The following is a 16,009-nucleotide window of genomic DNA, read 5'->3' on the forward strand; positions in this document are numbered from 1 at the left end:
CATGCTTGCGCTCTCCCTTCGCCCGCTTGGGAGAGGGGAAAAGCCTAGCCTGGCGGCGGTGCGCCTTCATACTGCGGCAGGCCATCGTCGAGCATCACCCAGGGCTGCTTCGAGGCCGTGAAAATATGCATTTGCGGGCTGAAGACCGTGGGATCGTCGAGCGAACCGGTGGTGATGCCGATGATGCCGGCGGAATCGCGCCGTGAGAACATCGTCGTGCCGCAGCTCGAGCAAAAGCCGCGCTTGAGGTCCGGCGAGGTGTTCACCGTCGCCAACGGCCCGTCGACCGTCACATCGTCGATGCGAAACAGCACGCGTGCGTTGAAGGCGGCGCCAATCACCTTCTGGCAGAGCCGGCAATGGCAGACGCGCTCGTTGATCGGCGCTGCGTCCGTGCGGTAGCGCACCGCTTTGCACAGGCATCCGCCCTGGTATCTTGCCATTACCCTGATCCCATCGGTGGAGAGAATAAGCGGCAAGGTAAAGGCGGGGCCGATTGGGTCAATTGAAAAGCTTTGATACAACGCCATCGATTATCGTGATGCGGTGGACCTGAAGCCATGACGCCGGACATCGAAACCATCGGCATTGCGGATCTGTTCGGGCCGCCCTCGTCCGCTCGCGACCGTACCGATGCCAAGATCATGGCTGCCGCCTCCGGCATCGGATTCATGGCGGTCCGGGACTTTCCCGGCGACGGCTGGCTGACGCCGGAAAGGAGGGCACAATTGCTGCGCATCTTCGCGCTTCCCGACGACGAGAAGCAGAAACTGCTGCGCTGGAATTTCGACCACACCAAGAAGAACGTCTATCGCGGCTGGTTCCCGCTGCAGCCGGCAGCTGTTTCCTACAAGGAAGGCATCGACATGGGACCGGACTTTGCCAATCCGGGTCTTGTCGACGCGGCTGATATTCCGGTTTCTGAAGATCCGTTGTGCGAGCCGACACCCTTGCCGGCCGAAGATGCCCTGCCCGGCTGGCGCGCGGCGGCAGCGGATTACTACCGCGCGATGGAGACGGTGGGCAACGCGCTGATGCGATCGATTGCCCGCGGTCTTGGCCTGCCGGAACCAATCTTCGATGCCTGTTTCGAAGGCGGCATCTCGACGCTGCGCCTGATCCGTTATCCCTTGCGAGACGCCAATGCCGGCATCGACACCAGCGGGCCGGAGTTTTCGGTGATGCACAAGGGCGAGACGCGCACGATCATCGGCCGCGAGCATGCAGATTCCGGCTTTGTCACGTTGCTGGCGCAGGACGGCGTCGGGGGCTTGCAGGCAAAAAACCTCGCCGGCGAATGGATCGACGTGCCGCCTGCCAACGGCACGCTGGCGGTCAATTTCGGCCAGTTGCTGGAGCGCTGGACCGGCGGACGCGTCCGGGCGACGCGACACCGGGTGATCGCGCCGAAGACGGCGCGGTTCTCGATCCCGTTCTTCTACGAGCCGCGCGTCGACGCGGAGATCGCGCCACTGCCGCTGACCGGCACAGAAGCCTTCGAGCCGTTTCTCTATGGCGACTATCTCTGGGAAGCGGCGACGAATTTCGTCGAGATGAGCGGCATCAAGCATCTCAGGCAGCCGCGCCGCGCCAAAGCTTCATAAACAAAGCCACCGGCCGTCTCGTCGGAGACGGCCGGTGGGAATGGACAGGATTATTCGGTTTCGCTGACGACCTCGTCCCAGGTCTTCACCTTGGTCTCGCCGTTGAGGAACGGCAGTGCCGCGGCCGTCAGTTCCGGGGCGAAGAAGACGTCGTAGTGGGTGCGGTTGGGGAGGATGGCCAGGCGGTTCTGCGACAGGTTCTCGCGCATCCAGCCGGCGTCCTTCAGCCCGCCACCGAGCATCTGGTAGAACTTGATCTCATGCTCGGGCCGGTACATATCGCTGTCGCCATAGGCCAGCATGACCGGCATCTTCAACTTGGCGACATCGGCGGAATAATCGTAGTTCTGGCGCATGAAGTTGCCCAGCGTGTCGAGCAGTCTCGGAAAATCCTGCGGATGCGGTGCGACGGCCACGTAGGATTTGTACATCGGCGTGTCCTTCATGAAATCGGCTGCTGCTGCGCTCACCTGCGCCTGCTGGCCGCGCATCTCGGCGTAGAAGCCGTCCGCGGCGTAGCCTGTCGACACCAGCACGAGGCGGCGCACCGCTTCCGGATGCTGGACCGCCATGCGGAAGGCGACGCCGCCGCCCAGCGAATAACCCATGACATCAACCTTGTCGTAGCCGAGCGCCTTGACGACAGCTGCCATGTCGTCGCCCATCGCCTCAAGGGTGAACGGACGCTCGCCGAGTGCCGTGCGGCCATGACCTTGCAGGTCGACGGCGATGATGGTGCGGTTCTCGGCAAGCTTCGGCAGGATCGGCGCGAACATGTCCGTGCTGCCAAGGCCGCCATGCAGCAGAAGCAGCGGCTCGCCCTTGCCGTAGATGGCGTAGTAGTAGTTCAGGCCGTCGATCGGCAGCACGCCGGACTTTTCCGGCTTCGGCAGTGCGTTCGTAGCGGTCGTCATGGCAGGTTTTGCCTCCTCTGCGTTTGTGAAGCCCGGCGAAGCAAGAAGCGCTGCGGCCGAAGCAAGAATGGCGAAAAGCAAGGTTTTGGACATATGGATCTCCTCTCGTCCTGCCGCTATCAAAGCGTCCTGGCCATATCAAAGCGTTTTGGCGAGCTCTTCGAGCTGGTCGGTGCACTGGCCCCAACCCGCGTGGAAACCCATTTTCTCGTGCTGCTCGCGGTCGGCGACACTCCAGTGCCTGACCCGCGCAATGTAACGGGTCTTGCCCTCACCCTCGTCCTCGAAGGTCAGCACGCCGGTCATGAACGGCTTTTCCGACGGCTCCCATGCCTGGGTGTAGGCGTCGGTAAAGACGATCTTCTTGCCGGGAACGACTTCGAGGAAAACACCGGGGTTGGGGAATTCGTTGCCGTCGGGGCCGGCCATGACGACAAGGCTCGAGCCGCCGGTGCGCACATCCATCTCGGCGCGCGGGGTCGTCCACGGCTTTGGCGCGAACCACTGCGTCAAAAGCTTGGTGTCGGTCCAGCAGCGATAGACGTTGTCGCGCGGCGCATCGATGATACGCGCCACAACCAGTTCGCGGTCGTTGGCGGGGGCGATGTCGAGCTTGGTGGTCATGATGGTTTCCTCGGTTTTATCTGGCTTCCGCCCCAAGGACGAACGGCTGAAACGCAAGCCGACATCGCCAGCGAAATATTCTGGGCCAGCGAAAAATTCCGGAGAATGCGTCTACTGGGCAGAGATCACGAACGAAGGAAGCGTCAGTGGCGCTTGGCTTGCACCAGGTAGGCGTCGATCTCGGTCTCGCCGAGCCATTTTGCCGCTTCCAGCCGATGCAGACCTTCGACCAGGATATGGCGCTTGCCGTCGTGGCGGACCTGGATCGGCGTTTTCATACCGTTTTCCAATATGTCCTCGGCCAGATGCCTGACGGTCTCGGGATGCAGCGTCTTCTTGCGCGCCGTCGGCACATAGATGTCGTCGACCTTGACCTTTTGCACTCTGAGCATACCGACCCCCATGGCGGAAACACCGCCCTCCCTTGAGATAGTCGGTTTGTTCAAAAGCACCAAGGGCGCGGCTAACGAATGCTGGCCCGATGGTTTCCATTTGACGCTCGACCGGCAGATCGCCGAAATGGCGCCTTTGAAACTCCAGGGCTTCATGATCAACCTTCCGACCGAGTTTCCCGATTTCGGACTGACGCCGGAGCAGCGCCGTCACGCGGTGCGCGGCCACTATTACGAGTGGCCTGGCATGGACGGCGAGCGCGGCGAAATCTGGTGCTACAGCGACCGGTTTTCCTATCGTGCCGGCGATACGGTGGCGTTGCATGTCACTTCGACAGCTCCGACCTTCAGCATGACGATCATTCGCGACGGCGGTACCGAGACGAAAGTGTTCGAGAAATCGGGCATTGCGGCGCGCTGGCAGGACACTCCCGATCAGTGCTCGGCCGAGGGCTGCGGCTGGGAGGCCTCGTTCAAATTTCGTGTCGATGATGACTGGCCGTCCGGAGCCTATCGGGTGACGCTGACTGCGGATGGCCGCGACGGCAAGCCGATCCAAAGCCACCACCTTTTCATCGTGGCTCCGCAGCGCGGCAGGAAGCCCGGCCGCGTGCTGCAGGTGGCGGCGACGGGGACCTGGCTCGCCTACAACACTTGGGGCGGCTCCAACCACTATCAGGGCATCACCGGGCCGAACCGCGACCAGTATTCGCCTGTTGTCTCGACGCAACGCCCCTGGTGCCGAGGCTTCGTCGTGCTGCCGAACGATGCACCGCGTGTGCCGTTGGAAGTCGCGGTGCCGGCGAAGACGGTGCCGCGCTATCCGCATATGGAATGGGCGCTCGCCACCGGCCATTCGAAGAAATACGCCTCGTCGGGCTGGGCGAGCTACGACAGCCACTTCTTCCGCTTCGCCGAACGGTCCGGCTATGGCGTCGACCTCGCCAGCCAGCACGACCTGCATTTCTCACCGGACATTCTCGACGGCTACGACTGCGCGGTCTTCGTCGGTCATGACGAATACTGGACCTGGGAAATGCGCGATGCGGTCGACGCCTTTGTCGAGCGCGGCGGCCATACGGCGCGCTTCGCCGGCAATTTCATGTGGCAGACGCGGCTGGAGGACGAGGGCCGCCGGCAGGTCTGCTACAAATACCGCGCGCGTGCCGAAGATCCCGCCTATCTCAGCAGCGGCGACGTCACCCGCGCGACCAATTCCTGGGAAGCGCCGGAAATCGGCCGGCCGGGTTCGGCTACCTTCGGACTCAACGCGACCCGCGGCGTCTATGCCGGCTGGGGTGGCTGCGCGCCGCGCGGCGTGCGCGGCTTTCCGGTCTACCGGCCCGAGCACTGGGCCTTTGCCGGCACCGGCATTTATTACGGCGACCTGCTCGGCGCCGACAGCCATGTCTATGGCTACGAGGTCGACGGGCTCGACTTCGAGATACGCGGCGGCCTGCCTTATCCAACCGCCACCAGCGGCGCGCCTGAGGGCCTCCAGGTTCTCGCGGTCGGCATGGCATCCCAGGTCGAGGAAAGCGCTGACATTCCGATCGAGGATCAGTTCCTTACTGACGAGGACGGCCGCTTCACCGCCGAAACGCTGTTCGGCGACCCGAGCGACGCCAATCTGGAAAAAGTCAAACGCGGCAATGGCATGATCGTCAATTTCCCGCGCGGCAAGGGCGAGGTGTTCCACGCTGGAAGCTGCGAATGGGTCGCCGGCCTGCTAAGACATGACCCGATGGTCGAACGCGTCACCAAGAATGTCCTCGATCGTTACCTCAGAAAGTCCTGATATGTCGAAAGTCCAGACCGCCGCTCAAGACACTGACGCCCGGCGAGAATCGCATCTGTTCTATCTGTCCAGCCTGCGCCGGCCATTGGTCGATCGCGCCGAGGGCATCTACATCTGGACGCAGGATGGCCGCCGTTTCATCGACGGGTCGAGCGGACCGATGGTCGCCAATATCGGCCATTCCAACCACAATGTACTCGACGCGATGAAGCGCCAGATGGACCGCGCCACCTTCGCATATCGGCTGCATTTCGAGAACGAACCGGCGGAGGAACTGGCGCGGGAGCTGGCCGGAAAACTGCCCGAAGGCATGGACCGCATCTTCTTCGTTTCGGGCGGCTCGGAGGCGACGGAATCCTGCATCAAGCTGGCGCGGCAGTGGGCGGTGGCCACCGGTCAGGCCAGCCGCTGGAAGGTGATCACGCGCTTCCCCTCCTATCATGGCGGCACTCTGGGCTCGCTCTCGATCACCGGCGACGATGCGCTGGCCGAAACCTTTACGCCGATGATGCGCGTCATGCCGACCGTGCCGGCACCGACGGCGTGGCGCGACCGCGACAACCTTTCGATGGAACAGCGCGGTCTCCGCTATGCCGACATGCTGGAGGAGAAGATCCTGGCCGAAGGCCCGGAGAGCGTGGTTGCCTTCATCATGGAGCCTATCGGCGGCGCCGCGACCGCAGCCCTGGTGGCACCGGACAGCTATTATGCGCGCATCCGCGAGATCTGCGACCGCTACGGCGTCCTGCTCATCCATGACGAAGTGATGAGCGGCGCCGGCCGCACCGGCAAATTCCTCGGCGGCGACCACTGGAACTGCAAGCCCGACATCGTCGCGCTGTCCAAGGGCTTGGGCTCGGGCTATGCGCCGCTTGGGGCGCTGGCTGCACCGATGCGGCTGGTGCAGCCGCTGCTCGCCTCAGGCGGCTTCCAGCACGGCCACACCTATGCGGGCAATCCGCTGGCCTGTGCCGCCGGCCTTGCGGTGCTCGCTGAAATGGACCGGCTCGACCTGATCGCCAATGCCGCCGCGATGGGCGATGTGCTTATGGACGGGCTGAAGGGGTTGGCGAAGCGGTTTCCGTTCATCGCCGACGTGCGTGGCAAGGGCCTGCTCACCGGCGCGGAAATGGTTGCCGATCCCGAGACGCTACGACCGATAGAGCAGAACAAGAAAGCCACGCAGCGGCTGCTCGACCTCGCCTATGAACGCGGGTTGATCATCTATGGCCGCAGGGTCAAGGGTGGTGTCGATGGCGACAATTTCATGGTCGCGCCGCCAATGATCGTCACCAGGGAGCAGGTCGGCGAGATCGTCTCGATCATCGGCGACTCGCTGGAGATTCTGGCCGCCGAGCTCGACCTGCCGGTCGAAGGCCAGGGGTAAAGGAATGGCGTCGCGAAAAGTCATCATCACCTGCGCCGTCACCGGATCGGTGCACACGCCGTCAATGTCGCCCTACCTGCCGGTGACGCCGGACCAGATCGCAGCGGACGCGATCGCCGCCGCCGAAGCCGGCGCCTCGATCCTGCACCTGCACGCCCGCGACCCGAGGGATGGACGGCCGACCGCCGATCCGGACGTGTTCATGCAGTTCCTGCCGCGCATCAAGCAGGCGACCGATGCGGTGATCAACATCACCACCGGCGGCTCGTCGCTGATGACGCTGGACCAGCGGCTGGCAGCGCCGCTGCGGGCCGAGCCCGAAATGTGCTCGCTCAACATGGGCTCGATGAATTTTGCGCTGTTTCCGATGCTCGACAAGCCGAGGGAGTGGCAGCACGAATGGGAGCCGAAGCTGCTGGAAGCCACGCGCGACACCATCTTCAAGAACACCTTCGCCGACATGGAGGGCGTGCTTGAGAGGCTGGGCAAGGGCTGCGGCACGCGCTTCGAATTCGAATGCTACGATGTCGGCCACCTCTATTCGCTGGCGCATTTCCGCGACCGCGGGCTGGTGTCGGGACCGCTGTTCATCCAGTTCGTGCTGGGCATATTGGGCGGCATTGGCGCCGACCCGGACAATCTCGTCCATATGAAGCGGATCGCCGACAAATTGTTCGGCGACAGCTACCAGTTCTCGGTGCTGGCCGCCGGCCGCAATCAGATGCCGCTGATCTCGATTGCCGCGGCGATGGGTGGCAATGTCCGCGTCGGGCTGGAAGACAGTCTCTATGACGGCCGCCAACTGGCGAAGTCCAATGCCGATCAGGTGCGCCGTATCCGTGGCATTCTCGACGGGCTGTCGCTGGAGGTTGCCACGCCCACCGAAGCGCGCGACATGCTGGCACTCAAGGGCGGCGACCGGGTGGCGTTCTAGGGGAGCACTGGAGTCGAGTGGCAAAGGGAGGGAGCTGATATGGAAAGGGTTCTCGTTTCAGCCTGCCTGCTCGGCAGCAAGGTCCGCTACAACGGCTCCTACCGGCTCAACGATCATCCCATTCTTGCGCGATGGCAGGCAGAGGGGCGGATCGTGCAGATCTGCCCGGAGGTTGCCGCAGGCTTCTCCACGCCACGTCCTCCGGCGGAAATTCGAGGCACAGGAGACGGCCGCGCAGTGCTTCACGGCCAAGGCCAAGTGGTCGAGCAAACGGGAAACGATGTGACCGAACTCTATCTCGAAGCCGGGCAACTCACGCTCGATCTCGCCCGAGAAACAGGGTGTCGATATGCGGTTCTTACCGACGGCAGCCCGTCCTGCGGCAGCAGTTTCATCTATGACGGGAGTTTCAGGGGTAACCGGGTGGCTGGCCATGGCACGACCACCGCGCTGCTGGAAGCGAACGGCATTCGCGTCTTTTCGGAAGACGGCATTGACGAGCTTGATGACCTTTTGACCAGACCGGGTTCGGCCGGCGCCGCGGCCTGATCCATGCGAGAAAAAGCCCAAGCCACCGACACCGTTATCCGGCCCGGCCGCATCGACGATGTCGAAACCATCCACGCGGCGATCCTGAAACTCGGGAGCCACATCGGCGCGCCCGAAGAGATCATCTCGACAACAGACGATCTCAGAACCTACGGCTTTGGCGAAAAACCCGCCTTTTCCACCCTGATTGCCGAGGTGGACGGCGAATTCGCCGGTCTCTGCCTGCATTTCCCGATCTTTTCCACCTGGATGGGGCGGCCTGGCGTCTATGTGCAGGATCTCTATGTCGAGGACCGGTTTCGTGGTCGCAAGATCGGCGAGCGCCTGCTGCGGCACGTCGCGGCACAGTGCCGAAAGGAAGGCGGCGTCTATCTGCGACTGTCCGTCGACACCGACAATGAGAGCGCCAAGGCGTTTTATGAAAGGCTGGGCATCGCCTGGTCGAGCTACGAGCAGACGCAGAAGATCATCGGCGATGCCTTTTTTGCCTTCGCCGACGCGCCGGAGAATGGGGAGCAGGAATGAAAGCCTTCTATGCCGAGGAACAAAAACGCCACGATCCCAAGGCCTTTCTTTCGAGCGGTGCGGCAAAGCCCAATCCGGAAAAGCCGGAACGGGTCGAGCGATTGCTAGCCGGCGCAAAATCTGCCGGCTGCACCATCGAGCGGCCGCGGGATCACGGGCTCGGCCCGGTCGCGGCGGTGCATACGCCCGAGTATCTCGACTTTCTCGAGCACATCTTCGAGCGCTGGCAGCGCATCGACGGCGCTTCGGCCGAGGTAATCCCCAACATCCATCCGATCGCGCGCAACGGATCCTATCCGGCCTCGGCGGTGGGCCAGGCCGGCTATCACATGGCTGACACCGCTTGCCCGATCTCGGGCCAAACATGGCAGAGCGCGCGATGGAGCGCGTGGAGCGCGGTCGAGGCCGCCGAGACAGTGATGGCTGGCGCTCCGGCCGCTTATGCGCTGTGCCGTCCACCGGGCCACCATGCCTTTGCCGATGTCGCCGGCGGCTTCTGTTTCATCAACAATTCGGCCGTTGCAGCTCAGGTTCTGCGGAAGCAGGCGGCGCGGGTGGCGATCCTCGATGTCGACCTGCATCACGGCAACGGCACGCAAGGCGTCTTTTATGCTCGGCCGGACGTGCTCACCGTGTCGCTGCATGCCGATCCAGTGCGCTTCTATCCGTTCTTCTGGGGCCATGCCGACGAGCGCGGCGAAGGCCCGGGCCTCGGCTATAATTTCAACCTGCCGCTGCCGCGCAAATCCGCCGATGCGGCGTTTCTGGAAGCGCTTGCGGTGGCGTTCCAGCGTATTCGTGCCTTTTCGCCCGATGCGCTGGTCGTCGCACTCGGCCTCGACGCGTTCGAGGGCGATCCATTCGGCGGGCTTTCGGTGACGACACCAGGCTTTTCGCGCATTGGCGAGGCGATTGCCACGCTCGGCCTGCCGACGGTCATCGTCCAGGAAGGCGGCTACCTCTGCGACGAACTCAGCGACAACCTCACCGCCTTCCTCACCGGCTTCGGTGGCAAGACGCGCTGAAGATCCGGCCTGGCGTCAGGAGCGCTGCTGCCTGAGCATGGCGATCACCCGATGCACGCTCTCCAGCGTCTCGTCGATTTCGGTTGCCGTGTTGTAGTGGGCGATGCCGATGCGCACGACGCCATGCTCGGCCGGAATGCCGAGTTGGTGGACGATCTCCCAGGCGTAGTTGTGCCCGGACCACAGGAAGATGTTTTCGGCGTTCATCTGCCGAACGATCGTCTCCGGCACGATGCCGTCGACGGTGAAGGAAACCGTCGGTACGCGCTCGCCGAGCCGCTTCGGATCGGTGATGCCATGGATGGTCAGCCCTGAAATGTCGGACAGGCCGTCGATCAGCCTCTGCGCCAGCGGGTTTTCGTAGGCGATCGACACCTCGAACGCCCTGGCGATCTTCTGCCTTCGCGACCCACCCTCGCCCGCTGCCGCACCCAGTTCGGCGAAATAGTCCACAGCGGCCGTGAGGCCAGCCATCAGTTCGATCTGCGGCGTGCCGAGTTCGAACCGCTCCGGCAGGCCATTCGAAGAACAGCGGCATTTGTAGGGTTTCAGGCCATCGATGACGTCGCGCCGGCCCCACAATATGCCCATATGCGGACCGAAGAATTTGTAGGCCGAGCAGATCAGGAAATCGCAGCCGAGATCCCTGACGTCGATCAGGCCATGCGGCGCGAACTGGACGGCGTCGACATAGACCAACGCGCCGGCATTCCTGGCGATGGCGGTCAACGCCTTCACCCGATTGATCGAGCCGGTCAGGTTGCTGGCGTAGTTCAACGCGACCAGCCGGGTCTTGTCCGTGAGCAGCGCGGCCAACGTCGCCTCTTCGACCTGCCAGCTCTTTTCGTCGAACGGCAGCCAGCGCACCACCAGACCGAGATCCTCGGCCAATTGCAGCCAGGGCGACACGTTACCCTCATGGTCCATGCGGGTGAGGATGATCTCATCGCCCGGCTTCAGCGTGCGGCCGAGCGTGCGCGACATGTGATAGGTCAGCGTCGTCATGTTGGCGCCGATGATGATTTCCTCAGGGCTCGCCGCATTGAGGAAATCGGCCATCGCCTGATGCGCCTCGTCGACGACGGCCTGCGCGGCGATCGTGGTTTCGAAATAGCCGCCGAGATTGGCGTTGGTGGTCAAAAGGCAGCGCGACACTGCATCGGCCACCGCTTGCGGCACCTGCGTGCCAGCGGGGTTGTCGAGATAGATGCGGCGTCGCCCCTTGTCGGCCAGCGAGAGGGCCGGAAACCTTCCACGCACTGCCTCGATCGAAAAATCCGCCATCGTCTCCACCCCTCAGTCATTCCTGGACAATTCTACCCCGAAGCCAATCACGGACAGGGATTGCCGACGCGCTGATGGATTGCATCCACCGCCTTCTGCATCTCTTCGGTCCAGACGACGTCCACCGAAGACAGCGCCATGTCGAGTTGCGCAAGGGTCGTCGCACCGACGATGTTCGAGGTGACGAAGGGCCGGCTCGACACATAGGCATTGGCAAACAGCGCAGGCTCCAGGCCAAAGGAGCGTGCCAGTTCGTTGTATTCGAGCTGTGCTTCGGCCGCATTGGGGGTCTCATAGCGCTGGCCGCGATTGAACAGCTGGGTGCGCGATCCCAACGGGCGCGCGCCATGGTCGTATTTGCCTGAGAGATAGCCCTGCGCCAACGGCGAATAGGGGAGCAGCGACACCTGCTCGCGCTCGCAGACCTCGGCGAGGTTTACCTCGAACGTGCGATTGACGAGATTGTAGGCGTTCTGGATCGACGCGACACGGGGACCGACACCTTTGTCAGACTCGGCCAGGAACCGCATCACGCCCCAGGAACTCTCGTTCGACAGGCCGAAATGGCGGATCTTGCCGATCTTCACCAGTTCGTCGAACACGGCAAGCGTCTCTTCGATCGGCGTCTCGTCGGTTGGTGCGCCGACAGAATCAGCACGGCGCGGTACGGCGCCGACGCGCGTCGGGTTGGCGCCCCAGGGTATGTCCCGTTCCGGCCAGTGGATCTGATAGAGGTCGAGATAGTCGGTGCCGAGCTTGGCCAGCGATTTGTCGATGGCATCAAAGATATCGGCGCGCACCAGCTGCGACGGCCGGTCGCCGCGAAACCAGCTGTTGGCCGTGCGGCCGACCACCTTGGAGGCCAGGATCACCTTGTCGCGGTTTCCCTTCGCCTTCATCCAGCTGCCGATGATCTTTTCGGTCCGCCCTTGCGTCTCCGCCTTGGGCGGGATCGGGTAGAGCTCGGCTGTGTCGATGAAGTTGACGCCGCGCGAAAAGGCCAGGTCCATCTGGGCATGCCCGTCGGCCTCGGTGTTCTGCTGGCCCCAGGTCATGGAGCCCAGGCAGATCTGGGAAACAAGAAGATCGGTCCGACCGAGACGGCGTTTGTGCATGGAATTCTGCTCCGGAGGGAAAGCTTGCTAGGCGGCATGGGAAGGAAGCCGCATCTATAGGGAAAGCAGAGGCGCTCTCCAAGCCTCGCCAGACCGACTTTTGCGTGAACCAGCGACGTTTAGCGGCGAGCGCCGGCCAGCGCACGGCGCTTGGCCTCATCGATCAGCATGTTGGCGACCTGCATGCGGATCATGGCGCGCTGGCGCAGGTGCGGAGCGACACGGTCCGGATGGTTGGCGAAGGCAAAGCTGCGGCGCATGCGGCCAAAATCGGCGATGAGCTTCGGTTGATTGAGGCCAAGTTCGACCGCGATGGATTCCGGATCGATCGGCGGCAGCTTTTCCTCGGGCTTTTGTTCTTCGCCGGCGAGAGCCAGTTTGGCATGATCGAGCAATGCAGCGAATTCGGTCGCCAGATCGGCGCCGGCCTCGCGATATTCAGTGGCAAAGCCGCTGCCCGATACCTTGATGCGGCCGGAATGGAGTTCATCCGCCACCGAGAGATAGTCGAAAGGGATGGACGGACGAGCGCCGGTCTCTTCGCCCTCAATCCCGTCGCTCTTGTCGGAGGCGACGAAGAGGTCGTCGAGCAACGAAGCGAAATCACGCTTGGCGCCAGTAGCGATGTCAGCCTCCCTCTCGCCCGACCATGCAAGCTTCGGAGCATAGAACCGGCTCGTTAAAAATGCATGCCACCGATGTTAACGAATTTAGCATTCGCTTGGTTCGCCGCTCGCTCATCCGCAGTCCCAAGACAAAAAGCCGGACTGCACTTTCATGCAGTCCGGAATTCGCCAGGAGTGGCGAGGAAAGCCGGCATGTGCCAGCGTTCAAGCGTACGGTGCGCACCGGACAGAAGTTTCAGTCGACTGCAAATATCTTCGAAAAAGATCATGAAGACATGGCTGCTATGCAAATGCTGCACTGCACAATTGTCACGATTCACCTATATTGGCAGCCGTGGAGGACCAACGAGGGGCTGAATCATGGGTTTCTTCACTGAAATGTTCGCCAGGCCGCGCCCGCAGGAACATCTGAGATATCGCTCGGCGCTTGCACTGCTTCATTCGATGAGCAATGCCGACCGCGCCGACATCGGCATCAAGCCCGCCGATTTTCCGCGCATCGCCCGCGAAATGTCCATCCGCTAGGTGCATGGAGGCCCAGATGTCCCGGCCGCATCCGGGACATCTCGAAAGCCTCAATTGCTCAGCGCGCGCCCAGGAATGTCGCCTTGCCCAGTGGCACGCCATTGTGGCGAAGGATGTCGTAAGCGGTGGTGAGGTGGAAATAGAAGTTGGGCATGGCCACATGCAGCAGATACTGCAGGCCGGGCATCGAGCTTTCGCGCCCGCCAAGCTTCAACTCGATCACCTTGTCATCCGAACCGTCGAACTCGGCAGCTGAAAATGTCGCCAGCAGGTCCAGGGTCTTCGTGATGCGCGCCTGGACTTCGGCAAAACTCGCCTCATTGTCCTCATATCTCGGCACTTCGCGCCCGGCGAGGCGCGACGGCGCGCCCTTGGCGTGATCGGTGGCGATCTGCACCTGCCGGGTCAGCGCATACATGTCAGGCGCCAGCCGGGCCGTCAAAAACACCTGCGGGTCGATCTTGCGGTCAAGCGCATTCTGTTCGGCGGCCGCCAGCACAGTGGAAAGTGCTTTCAGCCTGGCCGAAAACACTGGCACGGATGCCTCATACATCGATATCGTCACGTCAAATCTCCTGTCCGGCCGGAACGCCGACGGACGGACGTAGCGCCTTCGCGCACGATTCTTCAAGCGTCCCTCACGCCCCGTCACCACGTTGCCGCAATCGCCATCGTAGAATCTCCTCATCGAGCGGAGATTCCCGATGAGACGCGTCCTTTTCGCAGCGACTGCCTTTCTCTCCCTTGCCACAACCGGCCAGACGGTGCTCGCCGCCGACGATGCCCCCGAAGCGCCCTATGTCGACGATCGATCAAGCGCCGACGCCGTCGTCCGCTCACTTTACAGCGCCATCAACCGGCATGAATTCGGCCGTGCCTGGGGCTATTTCGGCGATACAAAACCGGCAAAAGACTTCGACAGTTTCGTCAAGGGCTTTGACGGCACCGACAAGGTCGAGGTCGCGACGGGTGCCGTTTCAGACGAAGGCGCCGCCGGCAGCATTTTCTACAACGTCCCAGTCGCCATCCGCGCCACCGACAAGAGTGGCGGCAAAAAGGTGTTTGCCGGTTGCTATACGCTGCGCCAGGTCAATGCCCAGATCCAGGCGGCACCGCCTTTCGACCCGATCCACATCGAAAAAGGCGCGCTGAAACCCTCCACGGCCGATTTCGAGGAGGCACTGCCGCCGAGTTGCGGCGACGGGCCGCCGCCACCGAAGAAGGACACGGCATTGGAGCAGGCCAAGAAAGCCTTCCTGGCGACCTATGGCGACCAGTGCGACAAGCAGTTCCTGGCCAATGAGCCGACCGTCTTTTCGATCAAGTACAAGGACAAGGATGCGGCGCCCGGCGATCCCGACAAGGAAACGCGGCTGTTCCATTTTTCCTGTTCGGCCGCTGCCTACAATGAAAGCTCGATCTACTACATGACCGACGAGGTGTCGGGCGTGCAGCAATTGCAGTTCGCCGAACCCAAGATGGACATCCGCTACGAGAACAATGACAGCGACGGCAAATTGCTGGGCATGAGCATCGTCGGCTTCCAGACGACCGGATGGGCGGTCAATTCCGACTATGACGAGGAAGCCCACACGATCACCACTTTCAACAAGTGGCGCGGCATCGGCGATGCGTCCGACGCGGGGACGTATCTGTTCCGCAACGGCAATTTCTCGCTGGTCCAGTTCGACGTCGATGCGTCCTATGACGGCGAGCAAAATCCGCAGACCGTTGTCGACTACAACACCGCACCCTGAGAGTCAGAAGAGCTTCCCCCAAGCGGGAATCAAGGCGCCTTCGACAGCATCCAGTTGAGCGTGCCGCGCCAGTCGGTCATACGGATCGGGGTGCCATGGGTACCGGTCTCGAAGCGAACGAAGCGGGTTGGGTAGGGATAGGCCTTCGATTTGGCGATGATAGAGCGGAAGAAGGCTTCCTGCTTTTCCACGGGGAAAACCACGTCATGGCTGCCCTGGCCGAAGAAGACGGGGACGTGACGCCTGAAGGCCGGGCTTGAGAAAAAACTCTCGTCCCATAGCGAGCCGAGCAGCAGCAGCCCATTGATGCGCCGGCCCGTGTCGTTGCGGGCGGCAAGCTTCCAGCACAGAGCGCCGCCCATCGATCCACAGGCGACGAAAATCTTCGCGCCCGGCGATTGTTCGGCGTAGTGGTCGATCAGGGCAGCGACCTGCGCCGCACCTTTGTCGCCGAAATCGGTAAAATCCGGGCTGAGATAGAGGCCGCCATTGCCGGCCATCAGGTTCTTGAGCCGGTTGAAATTGCCGCCAAAGGTGAAGTCATCGACGCCTTGCTTGCGGCTGCCGCCCTGCCCGTGCAGGTAAAGCACAATGATGGCGGCGCCCTCGGTCTTGCCGACGGCAACATGCCTGACATCGCCAGCATCGGTCTTCAGCAGCAGATCCTGCTGCGCCTTGCGAACGCTGGTGTCGGTGTATTGGGCGTGCACCCGGCGCTCGGGCACCTCGTCACGCTGGTTGATGTCGCGCATCTCATGGTAATCGAGGACCGTGTAGGCGCCGTCGGTGTCGGACGACAGCGTCGCCGGATAGGCGAAGAGATCGTCCTTGAAGGGCTTTAGCGACAGCGCCTGACTTTGAGCGACCGACGACAACAGGGCTGTCGCGGTTACGAGGACGCAGAAAAAGCGGAAGCGGAAAGACATGCCCATGGCATGCGGTTTTCGACT

Annotated in this window: 18 protein-coding genes; 9 read left to right on the plus strand and 9 right to left on the minus strand. The window is 62.5% G+C overall.

Features of this window, described 5'->3' with window-relative positions:
- Positions 1-44 precede the first annotated feature (44 nt).
- Positions 45-443 carry a GFA family protein gene (locus AC1RZR_RS24000; protein ID WP_477275259.1) on the minus strand — a complete coding sequence of 133 codons (399 nt, stop codon included), beginning with the start codon at positions 441-443 and terminating at the stop codon, positions 45-47.
- Between the two features lie 117 nt (positions 444-560).
- Here AC1RZR_RS24000 and AC1RZR_RS24005 point away from each other — a divergent pair, with 117 nt between their 5' ends.
- The gene (locus AC1RZR_RS24005) at positions 561-1,604 is read left to right on the plus strand and encodes an isopenicillin N synthase family dioxygenase (protein WP_481826186.1); all 1,044 of its coding nucleotides are present in this window, start codon (positions 561-563) and stop codon (positions 1,602-1,604) included.
- 50 nt (positions 1,605-1,654) lie between these two features.
- Here the strand turns inward: AC1RZR_RS24005 and AC1RZR_RS24010 are convergent, their stop codons facing one another.
- From AC1RZR_RS24010 to AC1RZR_RS24020, 3 genes are all read right to left on the minus strand, one after another.
- Positions 1,655-2,611: an alpha/beta fold hydrolase gene (locus AC1RZR_RS24010; RefSeq protein WP_481826187.1), complete on the minus strand. Its 957-nt coding sequence runs from the start codon at positions 2,609-2,611 to the stop codon at positions 1,655-1,657.
- A 45-nt stretch (positions 2,612-2,656) separates the two neighbouring features.
- Positions 2,657-3,142, minus strand: coding sequence for an SRPBCC family protein (locus tag AC1RZR_RS24015; protein WP_481826188.1), 486 nt, complete (start codon positions 3,140-3,142; stop codon positions 2,657-2,659).
- A 143-nt stretch (positions 3,143-3,285) separates the two neighbouring features.
- Positions 3,286-3,534: a ParB N-terminal domain-containing protein gene (locus tag AC1RZR_RS24020; RefSeq protein WP_008875526.1), complete on the minus strand. Its 249-nt coding sequence runs from the start codon at positions 3,532-3,534 to the stop codon at positions 3,286-3,288.
- A gap of 154 nt (positions 3,535-3,688) precedes the next feature.
- Here AC1RZR_RS24020 and AC1RZR_RS24025 point away from each other — a divergent pair, with 154 nt between their 5' ends.
- From AC1RZR_RS24025 to AC1RZR_RS24050, 6 genes are read left to right on the plus strand one after another with little or no spacing between them, the layout of a single operon-like run.
- The gene (locus tag AC1RZR_RS24025) at positions 3,689-5,332 is read left to right on the plus strand and encodes a N,N-dimethylformamidase beta subunit family domain-containing protein (RefSeq protein ID WP_481829109.1); all 1,644 of its coding nucleotides are present in this window, start codon (positions 3,689-3,691) and stop codon (positions 5,330-5,332) included.
- A 1-nt stretch (position 5,333) separates the two neighbouring features.
- The gene (locus tag AC1RZR_RS24030; protein WP_481826189.1) at positions 5,334-6,719 is read left to right on the plus strand and encodes an aminotransferase family protein; all 1,386 of its coding nucleotides are present in this window, start codon (positions 5,334-5,336) and stop codon (positions 6,717-6,719) included.
- A 4-nt stretch (positions 6,720-6,723) separates the two neighbouring features.
- Positions 6,724-7,653 carry a 3,5-dioxohexanoate:acetyl-CoA acetone transferase gene (kce, locus tag AC1RZR_RS24035; protein WP_477275269.1) on the plus strand — a complete coding sequence of 310 codons (930 nt, stop codon included), beginning with the start codon at positions 6,724-6,726 and terminating at the stop codon, positions 7,651-7,653.
- Between the two features lie 39 nt (positions 7,654-7,692).
- Complete coding sequence (locus tag AC1RZR_RS24040) at positions 7,693-8,202, plus strand: 2-thiouracil desulfurase family protein (RefSeq protein WP_481826190.1); 510 nt, start codon at positions 7,693-7,695, stop codon at positions 8,200-8,202.
- A 3-nt stretch (positions 8,203-8,205) separates the two neighbouring features.
- Complete coding sequence (locus AC1RZR_RS24045) at positions 8,206-8,727, plus strand: GNAT family N-acetyltransferase (RefSeq protein WP_481826191.1); 522 nt, start codon at positions 8,206-8,208, stop codon at positions 8,725-8,727.
- Positions 8,724-9,752 (plus strand): histone deacetylase family protein, encoded by a 1,029-nt coding sequence (locus AC1RZR_RS24050; RefSeq protein WP_481826192.1) that lies wholly within the window; start codon positions 8,724-8,726, stop codon positions 9,750-9,752. The genes AC1RZR_RS24045 and AC1RZR_RS24050 overlap by 4 nt, the downstream gene beginning before the upstream one ends.
- Positions 9,753-9,767: 15 nt before the next feature.
- On the opposite strand, the gene AC1RZR_RS24055 is transcribed toward AC1RZR_RS24050, so the two are convergent.
- From AC1RZR_RS24055 to AC1RZR_RS24065, 3 genes are all read right to left on the minus strand, one after another.
- Complete coding sequence (locus AC1RZR_RS24055; RefSeq protein WP_481826193.1) at positions 9,768-11,036, minus strand: cysteine desulfurase-like protein; 1,269 nt, start codon at positions 11,034-11,036, stop codon at positions 9,768-9,770.
- 47 nt (positions 11,037-11,083) lie between these two features.
- A complete protein-coding gene (locus AC1RZR_RS24060; protein ID WP_481826194.1) occupies positions 11,084-12,151 on the minus strand; it encodes an aldo/keto reductase in 1,068 nt (355 codons plus the stop codon).
- A 119-nt stretch (positions 12,152-12,270) separates the two neighbouring features.
- On the minus strand, positions 12,271-12,744 hold the full coding sequence (locus AC1RZR_RS24065; RefSeq protein WP_477275279.1) for a hypothetical protein: 474 nt from the start codon (positions 12,742-12,744) through the stop codon (positions 12,271-12,273).
- A 393-nt stretch (positions 12,745-13,137) separates the two neighbouring features.
- Between AC1RZR_RS24065 and AC1RZR_RS24070 the strand changes: the two genes are divergently transcribed.
- The gene (locus AC1RZR_RS24070; RefSeq protein ID WP_023810361.1) at positions 13,138-13,302 is read left to right on the plus strand and encodes a hypothetical protein; all 165 of its coding nucleotides are present in this window, start codon (positions 13,138-13,140) and stop codon (positions 13,300-13,302) included.
- 58 nt (positions 13,303-13,360) lie between these two features.
- Here the strand turns inward: AC1RZR_RS24070 and AC1RZR_RS24075 are convergent, their stop codons facing one another.
- Positions 13,361-13,867, minus strand: a complete 507-nt coding sequence (locus AC1RZR_RS24075; RefSeq protein ID WP_481826195.1) for a DUF1993 domain-containing protein — start codon at positions 13,865-13,867, stop codon at positions 13,361-13,363.
- 139 nt (positions 13,868-14,006) lie between these two features.
- Here AC1RZR_RS24075 and AC1RZR_RS24080 point away from each other — a divergent pair, with 139 nt between their 5' ends.
- Positions 14,007-15,059, plus strand: a complete 1,053-nt coding sequence (locus tag AC1RZR_RS24080; protein ID WP_481826196.1) for a DUF1176 domain-containing protein — start codon at positions 14,007-14,009, stop codon at positions 15,057-15,059.
- Between the two features lie 29 nt (positions 15,060-15,088).
- Here the strand turns inward: AC1RZR_RS24080 and AC1RZR_RS24085 are convergent, their stop codons facing one another.
- Positions 15,089-15,985, minus strand: a complete 897-nt coding sequence (locus tag AC1RZR_RS24085) for an alpha/beta hydrolase family protein (protein WP_481829110.1) — start codon at positions 15,983-15,985, stop codon at positions 15,089-15,091.
- Positions 15,986-16,009: the final 24 nt, after the last annotated feature.

The sequence above is a fragment of the Mesorhizobium bavaricum genome, from assembly GCF_056781655.1.